General features: G+C 65.2%; 16 protein-coding genes. 4 read left to right on the top strand and 12 right to left on the bottom strand.

Annotated features, from left to right (window positions below; all coding sequences use genetic code 11):
* Nucleotides 1-120: 120 nt before the first annotated feature.
* Both fghA and ACF8O7_RS06860 read right to left on the bottom strand, forming a co-directional pair.
* Complete coding sequence (gene fghA, locus ACF8O7_RS06865; protein WP_046240405.1) at nt 121-993, bottom strand: S-formylglutathione hydrolase; 873 nt, start codon at nt 991-993, stop codon at nt 121-123.
* Nucleotides 994-1,197: 204 nt separating this feature from the next.
* Nucleotides 1,198-2,307, bottom strand: coding sequence for an S-(hydroxymethyl)glutathione dehydrogenase/class III alcohol dehydrogenase (locus tag ACF8O7_RS06860; RefSeq protein ID WP_012204334.1), 1,110 nt, complete (start codon nt 2,305-2,307; stop codon nt 1,198-1,200).
* A 238-nt stretch (nt 2,308-2,545) separates the two neighbouring features.
* Here ACF8O7_RS06860 and ACF8O7_RS06855 point away from each other — a divergent pair, with 238 nt between their 5' ends.
* Nucleotides 2,546-3,583, top strand: coding sequence for a GlxA family transcriptional regulator (locus tag ACF8O7_RS06855; RefSeq protein WP_016450194.1), 1,038 nt, complete (start codon nt 2,546-2,548; stop codon nt 3,581-3,583).
* 11 nt (nt 3,584-3,594) lie between these two features.
* Here the strand turns inward: ACF8O7_RS06855 and ACF8O7_RS06850 are convergent, their stop codons facing one another.
* From ACF8O7_RS06850 to ACF8O7_RS06805, 10 genes are all read right to left on the bottom strand, one after another.
* Entirely contained in the window at nt 3,595-4,911 is a 1,317-nt protein-coding gene (locus tag ACF8O7_RS06850) for a DEAD/DEAH box helicase (protein ID WP_151019452.1), read from the bottom strand.
* A gap of 255 nt (nt 4,912-5,166) precedes the next feature.
* Entirely contained in the window at nt 5,167-5,676 is a 510-nt protein-coding gene (locus ACF8O7_RS06845) for a hypothetical protein (protein ID WP_016450196.1), read from the bottom strand.
* Nucleotides 5,673-6,326, bottom strand: a complete 654-nt coding sequence (locus tag ACF8O7_RS06840) for a peptidoglycan recognition family protein (protein ID WP_223275249.1) — start codon at nt 6,324-6,326, stop codon at nt 5,673-5,675. The genes ACF8O7_RS06845 and ACF8O7_RS06840 overlap by 4 nt, the downstream gene beginning before the upstream one ends.
* 240 nt (nt 6,327-6,566) lie before the next feature.
* A complete protein-coding gene (locus ACF8O7_RS06835) occupies nt 6,567-7,877 on the bottom strand; it encodes a citrate synthase (protein ID WP_016450198.1) in 1,311 nt (436 codons plus the stop codon).
* Nucleotides 7,878-7,902: 25 nt separating this feature from the next.
* Nucleotides 7,903-8,202, bottom strand: a complete 300-nt coding sequence (locus tag ACF8O7_RS06830; RefSeq protein ID WP_012204343.1) for a succinate dehydrogenase assembly factor 2 — start codon at nt 8,200-8,202, stop codon at nt 7,903-7,905.
* The gene (locus ACF8O7_RS06825; RefSeq protein WP_012204344.1) at nt 8,202-8,906 is read right to left on the bottom strand and encodes a succinate dehydrogenase iron-sulfur subunit; all 705 of its coding nucleotides are present in this window, start codon (nt 8,904-8,906) and stop codon (nt 8,202-8,204) included. Before ACF8O7_RS06825 ends, ACF8O7_RS06830 begins: the two co-directional genes overlap by 1 nt.
* Before the next feature lie 27 nt (nt 8,907-8,933).
* Entirely contained in the window at nt 8,934-10,739 is a 1,806-nt protein-coding gene (sdhA, locus tag ACF8O7_RS06820; protein WP_016450199.1) for a succinate dehydrogenase flavoprotein subunit, read from the bottom strand.
* A 33-nt stretch (nt 10,740-10,772) separates the two neighbouring features.
* Entirely contained in the window at nt 10,773-11,138 is a 366-nt protein-coding gene (sdhD, locus tag ACF8O7_RS06815; RefSeq protein ID WP_012204346.1) for a succinate dehydrogenase, hydrophobic membrane anchor protein, read from the bottom strand.
* Nucleotides 11,139-11,173: 35 nt separating this feature from the next.
* Nucleotides 11,174-11,596, bottom strand: coding sequence for a succinate dehydrogenase, cytochrome b556 subunit (gene sdhC, locus ACF8O7_RS06810; RefSeq protein WP_016450200.1), 423 nt, complete (start codon nt 11,594-11,596; stop codon nt 11,174-11,176).
* Between the two features lie 134 nt (nt 11,597-11,730).
* Complete coding sequence (locus tag ACF8O7_RS06805; protein WP_016450201.1) at nt 11,731-12,519, bottom strand: GntR family transcriptional regulator; 789 nt, start codon at nt 12,517-12,519, stop codon at nt 11,731-11,733.
* Between the two features lie 218 nt (nt 12,520-12,737).
* Here ACF8O7_RS06805 and ACF8O7_RS06800 point away from each other — a divergent pair, with 218 nt between their 5' ends.
* From ACF8O7_RS06800 to ACF8O7_RS06790, 3 genes are read left to right on the top strand one after another with little or no spacing between them, the layout of a single operon-like run.
* Nucleotides 12,738-13,724 (top strand): malate dehydrogenase, encoded by a 987-nt coding sequence (locus tag ACF8O7_RS06800; protein ID WP_012204349.1) that lies wholly within the window; start codon nt 12,738-12,740, stop codon nt 13,722-13,724.
* 14 nt (nt 13,725-13,738) lie between these two features.
* A complete protein-coding gene (tam, locus tag ACF8O7_RS06795; protein ID WP_013803434.1) occupies nt 13,739-14,545 on the top strand; it encodes a trans-aconitate 2-methyltransferase in 807 nt (268 codons plus the stop codon).
* Nucleotides 14,542-15,561 carry a CoA ester lyase gene (locus tag ACF8O7_RS06790; protein ID WP_012204351.1) on the top strand — a complete coding sequence of 340 codons (1,020 nt, stop codon included), beginning with the start codon at nt 14,542-14,544 and terminating at the stop codon, nt 15,559-15,561. Before tam ends, ACF8O7_RS06790 begins: the two co-directional genes overlap by 4 nt.
* Nucleotides 15,562-15,590 lie beyond the last annotated feature (29 nt).

Genomic DNA, 15,590 nt, shown 5'->3' with positions numbered 1-15,590 from the left:
GCGCATCACCCTTTGAAACTGGCGCGGCCAAAAAAACAGGGACGCCGAGCAAGAGCCGCCTCGCGGCGATGGCGTCGTCCCTCTCCCGCGAAGCGAGAGAGGGAGAAGGCGCGAAGCGCCTCAGGGGGTACTCAACTGCTCTGCATGATGGCGCAGATGGTCATCAATGAAGCTCTGGATGAAGTAGTAGCCGTGGTCGTAGCCCCCGTGGCGGCGCAGCGTCAGCGGCTGGCCGGCCTGGGCGCAGGCGGCCTCGAAGGCTTCGGGCAGCAGCTGCTTTTCGATCAGGAACTTGTCGGCCAGGCCCTGGTCCACGAGGATGCCGGCCGGGTAGGGCGCCTGGGTCTGCGCGGCCATCAGGCAGCTGGCGTCATGCGCTTCCCAGGCCTTGCGGTCATCGCCCAGATAGCCTGAGAAGGCTTTCTGTCCCCAGGGGCAGTTGACGGGGTTGGCGATGGGCGCGAACGCCGACAGGCTCTTGAAGCGGCCCGGATGGCGCAGCGCCAGCGTGAGCGCGCCGTGGCCGCCCATGGAGTGGCCGAAGATGCCCAGCCGCTGCGCGTCAATGGGCAGGCGTGCGGCGATCAGCGGCAGCAGCTCGCCCAGCAGATAGCTTTCCATGCGCCAGTGCAGTGCCCAGGGCCTGGTGGTGGCGTCCAGGTAGAAGCCCGCGCCCACGCCGAAGTCCCAGGCATCGGCCTCGCCGGGCAGGCCTGCGCCGCGCGGGCTGGTGTCGGGCGCGATCAGGGCGATGCCCAGCTCGGCGGCCAGGCGCTGGGCGCCGGCCTTGGTCATGAAGGTCTCTTCGGTGCAGGTCAGCCCGGCCAGGTAGAGCACGGCGGGCACCTTCTCGCCGGCCACGGCCTTGGGCGGCAGGAAGACCGAGAACTTCATGTTCAGGCCGATCTCGGCGGAGAAATGCTCGTAGAAACGCTGTGCGCCGCCGAAGCATGCATGGGCGTTCTTGAGTTCCAGGGGCGGCAGTGCGGACATGGTGTTCCTCAAAAAAGAAAAATGCTACGAGCACCTTGGCAAGCGGTGCGTGCAGCATTCAAAGATGGGAGTTGATACGCTATACACGGTCAACGGCCCATGAAACTGGCGCTGCCCAGGCGAGGGCGCCGTCCTCCTCCCTCGCGTAGCGAGTAGAGAGGCGCCGTGCAACGGGGGAGGGCGCGCAGCGCCTCAGGGGGAGCTTCAGTACACGACGACGGAGCGGATGGACTTGCCTTCGTGCATCAGGTCAAAAGCCTCGTTGATCTCCGGCAGGCCCATGGTGTGCGTGACGAAGGGGGCCAGCTGGATCTCGCCGCTCATGGCCTGCTCGACCATGCCGGGCAGCTCGCTGCGGCCCTTGACGCCGCCGAAGGCCGTGCCCAGCCACTTGCGGCCCGTCACCAGCTGGAAGGGGCGTGTGGAGATTTCCTGGCCCGCGCCGGCCACGCCGATGATGACGGACTGGCCCCAGCCGCGGTGCGCGCATTCCAGGGCGGCACGCATCACGTTGACGTTGCCGATGCATTCGAAGCTGTGGTCCACGCCCCAGCCCGTCATCTCGACGATGACCTGCTGGATGGGCTTGTCGAAATCCTTGGGATTCACGCAGTCGGTGGCGCCGAAGGTGCGGGCCAGGTCGAACTTGGAGGGGTTGGTGTCCACGGCGATGATGCGGCCGGCCTTGGCCAGCTTGGCGCCCTGGATCACGGCCAGCCCGATGCCGCCCAGGCCGAACACGGCCACGGTGTCGCCTTCCTGGACCTTGGCGGTGTTCTTGACGGCACCCAGGCCCGTGGTCACGCCGCAGCCCAGCAGGCAGACCTGCTCGGGGTTGGCATCGGGGTGGATCTTGGCCAGCGAGACTTCGGCGACCACGGTGTATTCGCTGAAGGTGGAGCAGCCCATGTAGTGGTAGATGGGCTCGCCGTTGTACGAAAAGCGCGTGGTGCCGTCGGGCATCACGCCCTTGCCCTGGGTGGCACGCACGGAAACGCACAGGTTGGTCTTGCCGCTCTTGCAGAACAGGCATTCGCCGCATTCGGCGGTGTACAGCGGGATCACGTGGTCGCCGGGCTTGACGCTGGTCACGCCTTCGCCGACCTCGACGACGATGCCCGCGCCTTCATGGCCGAGCACGGCGGGGAAGATGCCTTCCGGGTCGTCGCCCGACAGCGTGAACGCGTCGGTGTGGCAGACGCCGGTGTGGGTGATCTTGATCAGGACCTCGCCCTTCTTCGGGGGGGCCACGTCGATCTCGACGATCTGCAGGGGTTCTCCAGCCTTGAAGGCGACGGCGGCTTTGGATTTCATGGGCGTGTCTTTCTGTCGGGGTGGCTCAGGAGCGGCAGTGCGCGCGCTCCGCGAAGCCTTGAATGTAGGCCATGGCCGCGCGGACCGGCCGCATCATGGCCGCAGCCTCAGGTGATATGTCCGAATCTGAGGGGTGTGGCCGGCGTCGGCCGGGCCTGCAGGCCGTGGGTGCTTGCGTCTTTTCGTATAGTCCGCCCCATTCTTTCCACCCTGACCGCCTCCGAGCCCGCCGTTTCCCATGGACCACCGCCACGCCAGCGCCCACCGCATCGATCTTGTCGTCTACCCCGGCTTCAAGGCGCTGGAGGCCATAGGACCCATGTCGGTGTTCGACTATGCCAACGTGCACCTGCGCGCGCGCGGCCAGAGCGACGGCTACGAGGTGCGCGTGGTCTCGCAGCGGCAAGGGCCCGTGCGCTCGGACACGCTGATGTCGCTGGAGGCCACCCACACGCTGGCCGGGCTGGAGGCTGCAGGCATGGGCTGCACCGTGGTCGTCGTGGGCTCGCGCCATATCGAGCAGGTGCTGGGCGGCTCGGCCGAGCTGGTCGCCTGGCTGGGCCGCGTGGCGCCACGCGTGCAGCGGCTGATTGCGCTGTGCTCGGGCAGCTTCTTCCTGGCCGAGGCGGGCTTGCTGGACGGCCGGCGCGCGGCCACGCACTGGAGCGTGACGGCGCAACTGGCCCAGCGCCATCCGCGCGTGCAGGTCGATGCCGATGCCATCTACCTGCGCGAGGAGATCCGCGATGGCGAAGGCAGCCGCCAACTGTGGACCTCGGCCGGCGTGACGGCCGGCATCGACCTGGCCCTGGCCGTGGTGGAAGAGGATTTCGGCCACGCGCTGGCGCTGGAGGTGGCGCGTGACCTGGTCATGTACCTCAAGCGTCCCGGTGGCCAGTCGCAGTTCAGCGTGCCGCTGGCGGCCCAGGCCGCGCAGCACGGCGGCGTGCAGGCCGTGCAGCAGTGGGTGATGGCCCATCTGGCCGAGCCTCTGACCCTTGCGCAGATGGCCGAGCAGGCCCATATGAGCGAGCGGCACCTGCGCCGCGTGTTCCAGCAGGAAACCGGGCAAAGCCCCACGGCCTTTGTGGAGAGCGCGCGGCTGGAGGCGGCCAAGCAACTGCTGGAAAGCCAGGCCCATCTGCCGCTCAAGACCGTGGCCGCGCGCGTGGGCCTGGGCTCGGAGCAGGCGCTGCGCCACCTGTTCGTGCGCCACCTGGGCATCACGCCCGTGGCGTACCGGGATCGCTTTGGCGGGCGAGGCGGCGCGGGCTGAACCGGAAACGCTCAGTTCTTTTTTGCGGTCTCGGCTGCTTCGGCGGCCGCAGCGCGCAGCTTGTCCTTCTTGCTGGGGCGGCGGCCCTTGATGCCGCCGTTGCCGTCCTGCGCCACCGGAGGCGGCGGCACGGGCTCGGTGGGCTCGAAGCCCGGCAACTGCTCCAGTTCAAGGTCCAGCTGGTTGCGCTTGCAGATCAGCGCCCAGTGCGCCTGGTCGGCCGGCGTCACGAAGCTGATGGCCGTGCCGTCCTCGCCCGCGCGGCCCGTGCGGCCGATGCGGTGCACATAGTCGGTGGCCGAGCGCGGCAGGTCGTAGTTGACGACCAGGGGCAGCTGGGTAATGTCGATGCCGCGCGCCGCCAGGTCGGTGGTGATCATCACCTGCCAGCGCCTGGCCTTGAAGTCGGCCAGCGCTTCCTTGCGTGCGCCCTGGCTCAGGTCGCCATGGAAGGCCGTGGCGAAGATGCCGGCCTTGTAGAGCTTTTCCGCCACCAGTTCGGCCGTGTGGCGCGTGGCCACGAAGACCAGGGCGCGCTCCAGCGTGGCGGGGTCGGTGCCGGGCGCCGTCTCCCCCTGTACCAGTGTGCGCAGCAGCTGGGTGCGGCGCGCACGGTCCACGGCAATGGCGCGCTGGGCAATGCTCTGGGGGCTGGCGGCATCCTGGCCTTCGGCGGCATCGACGCGGGCCTGAACGGGATCGTGCAGCAGGCCTGTGGCCAGCGATTGCACGGCATCGGGATAGGTGGCCGAGAACAGCAGGGTCTGGCGCTGCTTCGGCAGCAGGGCCAGCACACGCTGCAGCTCGTCCTGGAAGCCCAGGTCCAGCAGGCGGTCGGCCTCGTCCAGCACCAGATGGCGCACGGCGGACAGGCGCACGGCGTTGTGCTCCACCAGGTCCAGCAGGCGGCCCGGCGTGGCCACGAGGAAATCGGCACTGCCGCGCAGCATCATCATCTGCGGGTTGATGGACACGCCGCCATAGACCACGCCGATGCGCGGCGGCTGCCTGAGCGTGCGGCCCAGGTCGGACAGCGTCTCGCCCACCTGCTGGGCCAGCTCGCGCGTGGGCACCACGATCAGCGTGGTCAGGGTTCGCACAAAGCCGCCCTGGGCACCTTGGGCCTTGCCGCCATCCATCCAGCGCTGCAGCAGCGGCAGCAGGTAGGCGGCCGTCTTGCCCGAGCCCGTGGGCGCGCAGGCCCAGAGGTCGCGGCCCGCAAGCACGGGGGCGATGGACTGGGTCTGTATGGGCGTGGGATCGACCAGGCCCAGGTCTTGGAGGCTGGAGACCAGCGCCGGGCTCAGGCCGAGGGAGGCAAAGTTCATGGTGTGCAGGGAGTGGCTGGGGCCGGAACCCCGGCGCAAGAAAGGGCCGGCCACGAGGGCCGGGGGGGCATTGTCGGCGAAACCGCGCCGCTGCGTGAAGCAGGGGGCTTGGCCCGGGCGCTCAGGCCAGGCGGCGCTGCCGACCAGCAGGCTGTTCACCAGGCCGCCAGCCGTTGCAGCCGGGCCGGTGGCGCGTGCCTGTCCAGGGATCGGGCATCGCCGAAATGAGTGCCCAGAAGATCGAATGGAGGCGGCTCATGGAGGAAGTCGTCCCTGCCTCTTCAGCTCCTTGAGCCGTCGTTCGGTTGCGCGGTCCAGGGCGTCCTGCAGCAGGTCCATCTTGCGTTTGTTGCAGGGTTGGCAGTCGTAGAAGCTTCCAGGTACTCCAATAGGGTCCAGCTTTTTGTTGGCCTCGAAAAGATTAATACGTCCTGTGGGTTCGATTCCCATGACGATGATTTTTCCGCTCTTGAACTTGACGGACGCTCCTCCTGAACACCCTGTTCTTTCCATATATTCACCGAAGTAGTGCTTCTCTGAAATTTTGCGCATGTGCTGCAGCGCATATCGCACATCCTCTTCGGTCAATATCACATCGTTGCAATCAAGCCAGTTCTTGTCTTCCCAAGAAGAGCCGCCTGAGGGCTCGATGATGTCGATTTTCTGTACTTGCCTGACTGGGTATCTGGCATCGGCCGCATGGAGCATCGATGCCATGGCCATGGCCGAAATCACAGTCACAGTGCGAAAGAAAATGAAGCTCATGGTGCCATTTCCCAGTTTGCGCCTTCTGCCTCGGACAGGTTCTTCCGGCTTACTTCAGGGTGCTTGAAGATTTCACTGGGCGATAGTTGCATGGAATCTTGCAGTGCTTCAACCAGCCATGTCAGAGCACGGTTTTGTGCCTCAGTCGGTGTGGGGTAGACGCCAAATTCTCCCCGAATCCCTTCCGGACTCAGTTCCTTTCGTCGCTGAGGGGGCTTGAACCCTTTCGGCAGCACAGCCCTGCCAACCATCTCGATGCCTATGGCTTCCATGTTGCTCGGATAGCGATCGCCAGGGGCTTTCATCATCTCGATGCGGTGCATTCCCTTTACGCCTGCTCCTTCATAGTCCTTGGCCCTGCATTTCCCCACAAGCAGGCATCTTGCCTTCAGCGGCCCCACATGGTTGGTGCGCTGGTAGATGGCCGCCGTCTGGTAGATGGTGCCGTCCTTGTCGATGAGAAAGTGTGCCGCATTGGCCTTCGGGTTTTTGTAGCTGTTGAGCGAAGACTGGGCCGTGTTGGCATCGGTCTGGTGCACGACGATGCCGGTGATGGCGGCGGTCCGCTTTCCTCTCTCGATGGCGGGGCTGCGCGCATTCTTGACGCGCGCATGGATGAGCATTCCGTCCTTGGTGATTTCGACAAGCATGTGAGTCCCGGGGTTGCGTTGAACGGCAGCGGGCATTGCGCTGCGCCTCCATCCCGTTTCAGGGAGGGTCAACGGTCACCTTAGGGTAGATGTGATCAATCGAGGTCCATGCCACGATAGCCAGAATGGTGTTCCTAGGAGTGGCGTGGCCTTCTGGAACGGTGGACTCGCCCATGAAAAAAGCCCCATGCAAAGGCATGGGGCTTTTGGGTGCCGGGCCGCTGAGGCCCGGACCTGCGATCAGCGCTGGCCGATCGGCTTGACGTCGCGGGACACGGAGCCCGTGAACAGCTGGCGGGGACGGCCGATCTTGTACTCGGGGTCGGCCATCTGCTCGTTGAGCTGGGCGATCCAGCCCACGGTGCGGGCCAGGGCGAAGATGCCGGTGAACAGGTTCACGGGCACGCCGATGGCGCGCTGCACGATGCCGGAGTAGAAGTCCACGTTCGGGTAGAGCTTGCGCTGCACGAAGTAGTCGTCTTCCAGGGCGATCTTCTCGACTTCCTTGGCCAGGGCGAACAGGGGGTCCTTTTCCAGGCCCAGTTCGGCCAGCACTTCATTGCAGGTTTCCTGCATGAGCTTGGCGCGGGGGTCGTAGTTCTTGTAGACACGGTGGCCGAAGCCCATCAGCTTGACGCCGCTGTTCTTGTCCTTGACCTGTTCCATGAACTCGCCGACCTTGGCAACGCCGCCGTTGGCCTGCAGGTATTCCAGCATGTTCAGGCAGGCTTCGTTGGCGCCGCCGTGGGCAGGGCCCCACAGGCAGGCCACGCCGGCCGAGATGGCGGCGAAGGGGTTGGTGCCCGACGAGCCGCACAGGCGCACGGTGGAGGTGGAGGCGTTTTGCTCGTGGTCTGCGTGCAGGATGAAGATGCGGTCCAGCGCGCGCTCGACCACGGGGTTCACCTTGAACTCCTCGCAGGGGTTGCCGAACATCATGCGCATGAAGTTGCCGGCGTAGCTCAGGTCGTTCTTGGGGTACATGTACGGCGCACCGATGCCGTACTTGTAGGCCATGGAGACCAGCGTGGGCATCTTGGCGATCAGGCGGATCGCGGCGATGTCGCGGTGCTCGGCGTTGTTGATGTCCATGTTGTCGTGGTAGAAGGCCGACATGCCGCCGACCAGACCCGTCAGGACGGCCATGGGGTGGGCGTCACGGCGGAAACCACGCAGGAAGAACTGCATCTGCTCGTTGACCATGGTGTGCTTGGTCACTCGCTCGACGAAGTCGGCCTTCTGCGACTCGTTGGGCAGCTCGCCGTACAGCAGCAGGTAGCAGGTCTCGAGGTAGTCGCAGTTCTTGGCCAGCTGCTCGATGGGGTAGCCGCGGTACAGCAGCTCGCCCTTGTCGCCATCGATGTAGGTGATGGCGGACTGGCACGAGGCGGTAGAGAGGAAGCCCGGGTCATAGGTGAACATGCCGGTCTGCGCGTACAGCTTGCGGATGTCCACCACGTCGGGACCGACGTTGCCCTGGTAGACGGGCAGCTCGACGCTGGGGGCGCCGTTGCTGAAAGACAGCGTTGCTTTGTTGTCTGCGAGTTTCATTTCCAAACTTCCTTCTCTAGATTGCCTAGCCTACTAGCGGGAGAGAACCGGGCTTGCGCTTGCGCACCAGTTCCAGAACTTCCCTGATTTCTTGGGTATCGAGTTCACCTTCAGGCTCCTTGCGGCGCAAGAAGAGGTCCATCAGGTCGTTGTCTGCCAGGTCCATCAAGGCAGACAGACCGCTCGCGTGTCTCCGCGTGAGCTGGTCTCCGTAGGTGGCGAAGAACTGCGCGATGAACAGGTCGTTCTCGACCAGGCCGCGCCGGCAGCGCCAGCGCAGCAGGTCTCGCTCGCGTTCGTCGAGCAGAGTATTCGTCATGGTCATCAGATGGCCCGGCGGACCATCAGTTCCTTGATCTTGCCAATGGCCTGCGTGGGGTTCAGGTGCTTGGGGCACACGTCCACGCAGTTCATGATGGTGTGGCAACGGAAGAGGCGGTACGGATCTTCCAGGTTGTCAAGGCGGTCACCCGTGGCCTCGTCGCGGCTGTCCGCGATGAAGCGGTAGGCCTGCAGCAGGCCGGCCGGGCCCACGAACTTGTCGGGGTTCCACCAGAAGCTGGGGCAGCTGGTGGAGCAGCTGGCGCACAGAATGCACTCGTACAGGCCGTTGAGCTCTTCGCGCTCTTCAGGCGACTGCAGGCGTTCCTTGGTGGGAGACGCGAAGCTGTCGTTCTGCAGGTACGGCTTGATCGAGTGGTACTGCTTGAAGAACTGCGTCATGTCCACGATCAGGTCGCGGATCACGGGCAGGCCGGGCAGGGGCTTGAGAACGATGTCGCCCTGCAGGGTCTTCATGTTCGTCAGGCAGGCCAGGCCGTTCTTGCCATTGATGTTCATCGCGTCCGAGCCGCACACGCCTTCGCGGCAGGAGCGGCGGAACGAGATGGAGGGGTCCATCTCCTTGAGCTTGACCAGGGCGTCCAGCAGCATGCGCTCGTGGCCGTCCAGCTCGACCTCGACGGTCTGCATGTAGGGCTTGGCATCCTTGTCCGGGTCGTAGCGGTAGATCTTGAAAGTGCGCTTCATTTGTCTGTTCTCTCGTGGGCTGCTGGATTAGAACGTGCGGACCTTGGGCGGCACGCTGTCCACCGTGAGGGGCTTCAGGTTCACGGGCTTGTAGTCCAGGCTGTTGGTGGCGCTGTACCACAGGGTGTGCTTGAGCCATTCCTTGTCATTGCGGCCCAGCGGGAACTCGGCGTGGTCGGCAGGATGCTCGTAGTCGTACACGGTGTGGGCGCCGCGGCATTCGTGGCGGGCAGCGGCCGAGATCATGGTGGCCTGGGCCACTTCGATCAGGTTGTCCACTTCCAGCGCTTCCATGCGGGCGGTGTTCCAGACCTTGGACTTGTCCTTGAGGGTCACGGAGCCCACGCGTTCGCGAATGGCGTTGATCTTGACTTCGCCTTCGTCCATGCTCTTTTGCGTGCGGAACACGCCGGCATGCTGCTGCATGGTGGCGCGGATGTCGCCAGCCAGGTCCTGGGCGTAGGTGCCTTCCTTGGAGTCGTCGAGCTGGTTCAGGCGCGTGAGCGTGCGCTCCGAGCCATCGGCCGGCACGGGCTTGTGGTCGCCGAAGCCGTTGACGAACTGCACGATGTGCTTGCCGGCCGACTTGCCGAAGACCAGCAGGTCCAGCAGCGAGTTCGTGCCCAGGCGGTTGGCGCCGTGCACCGACACGCACGAGCATTCGCCCACGGCGTACAGGCCATTGACCACGTTGTTCTGCTGGCCGTCCCACACCACGACCTGGCCGTTGATGTTGGTGGGAATGCCGCCCATCTGGTAGTGGATGGTGGGCACCACGGGAATCGGTTCCTTGGTGATGTCCACGTTGGCGAAGTTGTGGCCGATCTCTTCCACCGAAGGCAGGCGCTTGCGGATGGTGTCGGCGCCCAGGTGGTCCAGCTTCATCAGGATGTAGTCCTTGTTGGGACCACAGCCACGGCCTTCCTTGATTTCCTGGTCCATGGAGCGGGACACGAAGTCGCGCGGTGCCAGATCCTTCAGCGTGGGAGCGTAGCGCTCCATGAAGCGTTCGCCTTCGCTGTTGAGCAGGATGGCGCCTTCGCCACGGCAGCCTTCGGTCAGCAGCACGCCCGCGCCGGCCACGCCGGTGGGGTGGAACTGCCAGAACTCCATGTCCTGCAGCGGGATGCCTGCGCGTGCAGCCATGCCCAGGCCGTCGCCGGTGTTGATGAAGGCATTGGTCGATGCCTGGAAGATGCGGCCAGCGCCACCCGTGGCCAGCAGCACGGCCTTGGCGTGCAGCTCGTACAGGTCGCCGGTTTCCAGTTCGATGGCGGTCACGCCGACCACGTCGCCCTGGGTATTGCGGATCAGGTCCAGCGCCATCCACTCCACGAAGAAGTTGGTCTTGGACTTGACGTTCTGCTGGTACAGCGTGTGCAGCATGGCGTGGCCGGTACGGTCGGCCGCGGCGCAGGCGCGCTGCACGGGCTTTTCACCGTAGTTGGCCGTGTGGCCGCCGAAGGGGCGCTGGTAGATGGTGCCGTCGGGGTTGCGGTCGAACGGCATGCCGAAGTGTTCCAGCTCGATCACGACGTTGGGCGCTTCGCGGCACATGAACTCGATCGCATCCTGGTCGCCGAGCCAGTCGGAGCCCTTGATGGTGTCGTAGAAGTGGTAGTGCCAGTTGTCTTCGCTCATGTTGCCCAGCGAAGCGGACACGCCGCCTTGCGCGGCCACGGTGTGCGAGCGCGTGGGGAAGACCTTGGACAGCGAGGCCACGGACAGGCCGGCGCGCGACAGTTCCAGCGCGGCACGCAGGCCGGAGCCGCCAGCGCCGACGATGACGACGTCAAACTTGCGCTTGGTGATGTTTGCTTTGGAGTAGCTCATTCTTAACCTTCAATCGTGGAGACCGCGTCTCTATCAGATACGCCACAGGATCTGGATGCCCCAGCCGGCGCAGCCGACCAGCCAGACCAGGGTGAAAACGTTCAGCACCAGGCGCAGGCCCACGGGCTTGACGTAGTCCATCCAGATGTCGCGCACGCCGACCCAGACGTGCCAGGCCAGCGAGACGATCACGGCGAAGGTCAGGAACTTCATCCACTGCGGGGCAAAGATGCCGGCCCACAGGTCATAGCCGACGGAGCCGGTGCTGAAGATCAGCTTGGCCAGCAGCACGATGGTGAACAGTGCCATCAGCACGCCGGTGACGCGCTGCACCATCCAGTCGCGGATGCCGTAGTGCGCACCGACCACGGTGCGCTTGGAGCCGTAATTCACGGACATGGTTCTTTTTCCTTATCGTGAGGGGAGATCGTCTATCAGTACAGGCCGAACAGCTTGGCGCCCAGGATCAGGGTCAGGCCCACGCTCAGCACCAGCACCACCAGGGCGGAGGTCTTGCCGAACTGCTTGTTGACCGCATGGTGGTTCACGTCCATGAACAGGTGGCGCAGGCCGGCGCAGAAGTGGTGCAGGTAGGCCCAGATCAATGCCAGGCACACGAGCTTGAGGAACCATCCGAAGGGACCCGCGAAAACCGAGGTGAAGCCGTCGAAGGAGATCTCCGAGGTCAGCGACATGTCCATCATCCACAGGATGAAAGGCAGCAGGATGAACATCAGCAGGCCGCTGATGCGGTGCAGGATGGACACGATGCCGGCCGGCGGCAACCGGTAGGTGGGGAGGTCCTTGAAGAAGTTGATGTTGCGGAACTCTGGCCGCTTTTTGGCTTGCTCAGTCATGGCAGGGTACTTTCGTGGATGTAACTGCTTCGTAATCGCTCAGGGGCGGCGATGCAAAATTCTATTGCAATGCAATAAAAACAGCTTTGCTGGGAATTGCGTATTTTCGCCCGCTTCTCTGGGGAACGGATCGTTCAGCTCAACGCGTTGCGGTAGTGATGGGTGTCGGTGCGGTACAGGCCACGGCGTAACTCCATGGGAACATCGTTGTATGTGTAAGCGGTGCGCTCCACGCTCAGCAGGGGCGTGGTGCTGGGCACGTCCAGCAGCAGGGCCTGTTCGGCCTCGGGCAGGACGGCGCGGATCTTTTCGTCGGCGCGCACCATGCGCACGCCGTAGTCCAGCTCGAACATGGCGTAGGTGGGGCCCTGGTACGCGGACATCTGCTCGGCGGTCAGGCCCTTGAAGGCGTGGCCCGGCAGCCAGATGTCTTCCAAAATGGTCGGGATTGCGGAGAACGACAGCACGCGGCGCACGTGCATCACGGCATCGCCGCTGCGCAGCGCCAGGCCGCGCGCCACGTCGGCCGATGCGCGCAGGCGCCGGCAGTCGATGATGCGGCGCTCGGCACGGCCCTCGCCCTGCTGGTCGCCGGCGTCGGGCTGCAGCTTGAGGAAGCGGTACTGCACATGCTGGGCCGCGTGGGTGGCCACGAAGGTGCCCTTGCCCTGGCGGCGCATCACCAGGTTCTCCGCGGCCAGCTCGTCGATGGCCTTGCGCACCGTGCCCTGGCTCACGCGAAAGCGCGCCGCCAGCTCCATCTCGCTGGGGATCAGCTCGCCGGGCCGCCATTCGCCTGCTTCAAGGCTTTGCAGTATCAGTCCCTTGATCTGCTGGTACAGCGGGCTGAAGGCCGGGGTCGATGCGCCCGCGCCGATGGTGGCAGCGGCGGTTTCAGAGGCGAGGGGAGGCAGGGCTGGCATGGGAAAGTTCGGGGTGGGGAGGCTCCCGGCGACGCAGATGAAAGACTTGGAAACAGACGTCGATCATATCTTATATAAGACATAAGACAAATTGACCGGGCTCCGAAATCGGGAGTACACTTTCGCGTTGTTTGCGGAGCACGGGCTGCTGGTTTCTGACGCTGGTGCGACCTGGCGCCGATAACACCTGATTTTTTCCCCATCCCTGGAGTTTCATCATGAGCAAGAAGCCCGTTCGTGTCGCCGTCACCGGTGCCGCCGGTCAAATTGGTTACGCCCTGCTGTTTCGCATCGCCTCCGGCGAAATGCTGGGTAAGGACCAGCCCGTCATTCTGCAACTGCTGGAGATTCCCGACGAGAAGGCCCAGAACGCGCTCAAGGGCGTGATCATGGAACTCGAAGACTGCGCCTTCCCCCTGCTGGCCGGCATCGAAGCCCACTCCGACCCCCTGCAAGCCTTCAAGGACACCGACTACGCCCTGCTGGTCGGCGCGCGTCCCCGCGGCCCCGGCATGGAACGTGCCGACCTGCTGGCTGCCAACGCACAGATCTTCACGGCCCAGGGCAAGGCGCTGAACGCCGTGGCCTCGCGCAACGTGAAGGTGCTGGTCGTCGGCAACCCCGCCAACACCAACGCCTACATCGCCATGAAGTCGGCTCCGGACCTGCCGGCCAAGAACTTCACCGCCATGCTGCGCCTGGACCACAACCGCGCTGCATCGCAGCTGGCTGCCAAGGCCGGTTTCAAGGTCGGCGACATCCGCAAGCTGACCGTCTGGGGCAACCACTCGCCCACGATGTACGCCGACTACCGCTTCGCCACCGTCAACGGTGAAAGCGTCAAGGCCAAGATCAACGACCAGGCCTGGAACAAGGACGTGTTCCTGCCCACCGTCGGCAAGCGTGGCGCCGCCATCATTGCAGCGCGCGGCCTGTCCTCGGCTGCCTCGGCTGCCAACGCCGCCATCGACCACATGCGCGACTGGGCCCTGGGCTCGGGCGGCGAATGGGTCACCATGGGCGTGCCCTCCAACGGCGAATACGGCATCCCCGCCGGCATCGTCTTCGGCTTCCCGGTCACCACCGAGAACGGCGAGTACAAGATCGTCGAAGGCCTGGAAATCGACGCCTTCTCGCAAGAGTGCATCGACAAGACCCTGGCCGAGCTGCAAGGCGAACAGGACGGCGTCAAGCACCTGCTGTAAGCCGCCGGCAAGCCATGCTCGACTGGAATCCCGCGCTTTACCTGCGTTTCGCCAATGAGCGTACGCGCCCCGCAGCCGAGCTGCTGGCGCGTGTGCCCTTGGCCCAGGCCCGCCATGTGGTGGACCTGGGATGCGGGCCGGGCAATTCCACCGAGCTGCTTGCACAGCGCTATGCCGGTGCCACGATCACCGGCATAGACAACTCCCAGGCGATGCTGGCCACCGCGCGCCAGCATCTGCCTGAGGCCCGCTTCGCGCTGGCCGACATTGCTTCCTGGACGCCCGCCCCCGGCGAGAGCGCTCCCGACCTGATTTATGCCAATGCCTCCCTCCAGTGGGTGGGGGAGCATGAAACGCTGATACCCCGCCTGTTCGCCCAACTGGCGCCAGGGGGCGTGCTGGCGATACAGATGCCCGACAACCGGCAGGAAGCCACGCACCGCGTGATGCGCGAGATCGCCAGCCTGCCCAAGTTTGCCGCCTACATCGGCGATGCCGCCAAGGTGCGGGCCGACATCCTGCCCATCCGCAGCTACTACGACCTGCTGGCCGGACCGCAGGAGCAGGCCGGCGTCGAGGCCGGCGCCGTCGATGTCTGGCACACCGTCTACCAGCATCCCATGGACTCGGCCGGCGCCATCGTCCAGTGGCTGCGCGGCACCGGCCTCAAGCCCTTCGTCGAAGGCCTGCCCGAAGCCCTGCAGGCCGACTTTCTCACCGAATACGAAAACCGCGTGGACGCCGCCTACGGCGTGCGCGCCGACGGCCGGCGCCTGCTGGCCTTCCCCCGCCTGTTCATCGTCGCCCAGCGCAAGCCATGACCGCCGCCACGTCCACACCCTCTCGCGCACACCCGGCCCAGGTGCTGCTCGATGCGCAGGGCGGTGCCCTGCACCTGCCCGTCTGCGACCACTACAGCGGCGTGGAAGTGCGCATGCGCAAGAGCCTGCAGCTGCAGGCCGAGATGATGGCCGAGTTCGGCACCTGCGTGTTCGACGTCACGCTGGACTGCGAGGATGGCGCCCCCGTGGGCCAGGAGGCGGCCCATGCGCGCCTGGTGGCCTCGCTGGCGCGCGATGCCGCGCCCGGTGCCCGCGTGGCTGCGCGCGTGCATGCCGTGGACCACGCCAGTTTCGCGCAGGACCTGGACATCATCGTCGGCGAGGCCGGCGACCGCCTGTGTCACCTCATGCTGCCCAAGGTGGAAAGCGTGGACGACGTGCTGCTGGCCGAGCGGCATCTGGGCCGACTGGGCTGCCGCGAACTACCGCTGCATGTGCTCATCGAGTCGCCCGCCGCCGTGCACCGTGCCTTCGACATCGCCGCACACCCGCGCGTGCAGAGCATTTCCTTCGGCCTGATGGACTTCGTCTCGGCCCATGGCGGCGCGATTCCCGCCTCGGCCATGGGCTCGGCCGGCCAGTTCGACCATCCGCTGGTCGTGCGCGCCAAGCTGGAGATCGCAGCTGCCTGCCACGCGCACGGAAAGGTGCCTTCGCACTGCGTGGTCACCGAGTTCAGGAATCCACAGGCGCTGCAGGCCGCTGCCACACAGGCGTCACGGCGGCTCGGCTATACCCGCATGTGGAGCATCCACCCGGACCAGATCCGTCCCATCCTCGCCGCGTTCGCGCCCCAGGCCGACGAAGTGGCGCAGGCCGCACAAATACTTACCGCCGCCGAGGCCGCCGACTGGGCGCCCGTCAGCGTGGATGGTGTATTACATGACCGGGCGAGCTACCGCTATTTCTGGCAGTTGCTCACACGTGCCCACCAGACCGGCCAGGCGCTGCCCCCGCAGGTGCAGCCCTGGTTTGCATCAGAATCACTTGCTTAGCCCACACCGGGAATTTGCAGGAGCCCAAC

The organism is Delftia sp. WSY_16, assembly GCF_043104415.1.
GTDB lineage: Bacteria > Pseudomonadota > Gammaproteobacteria > Burkholderiales > Burkholderiaceae_C > Comamonas > Comamonas tsuruhatensis.
The sequence above is the reverse complement of the archived record's forward strand: the minus strand, read 5'-3'. Positions and strand labels throughout refer to the sequence as shown.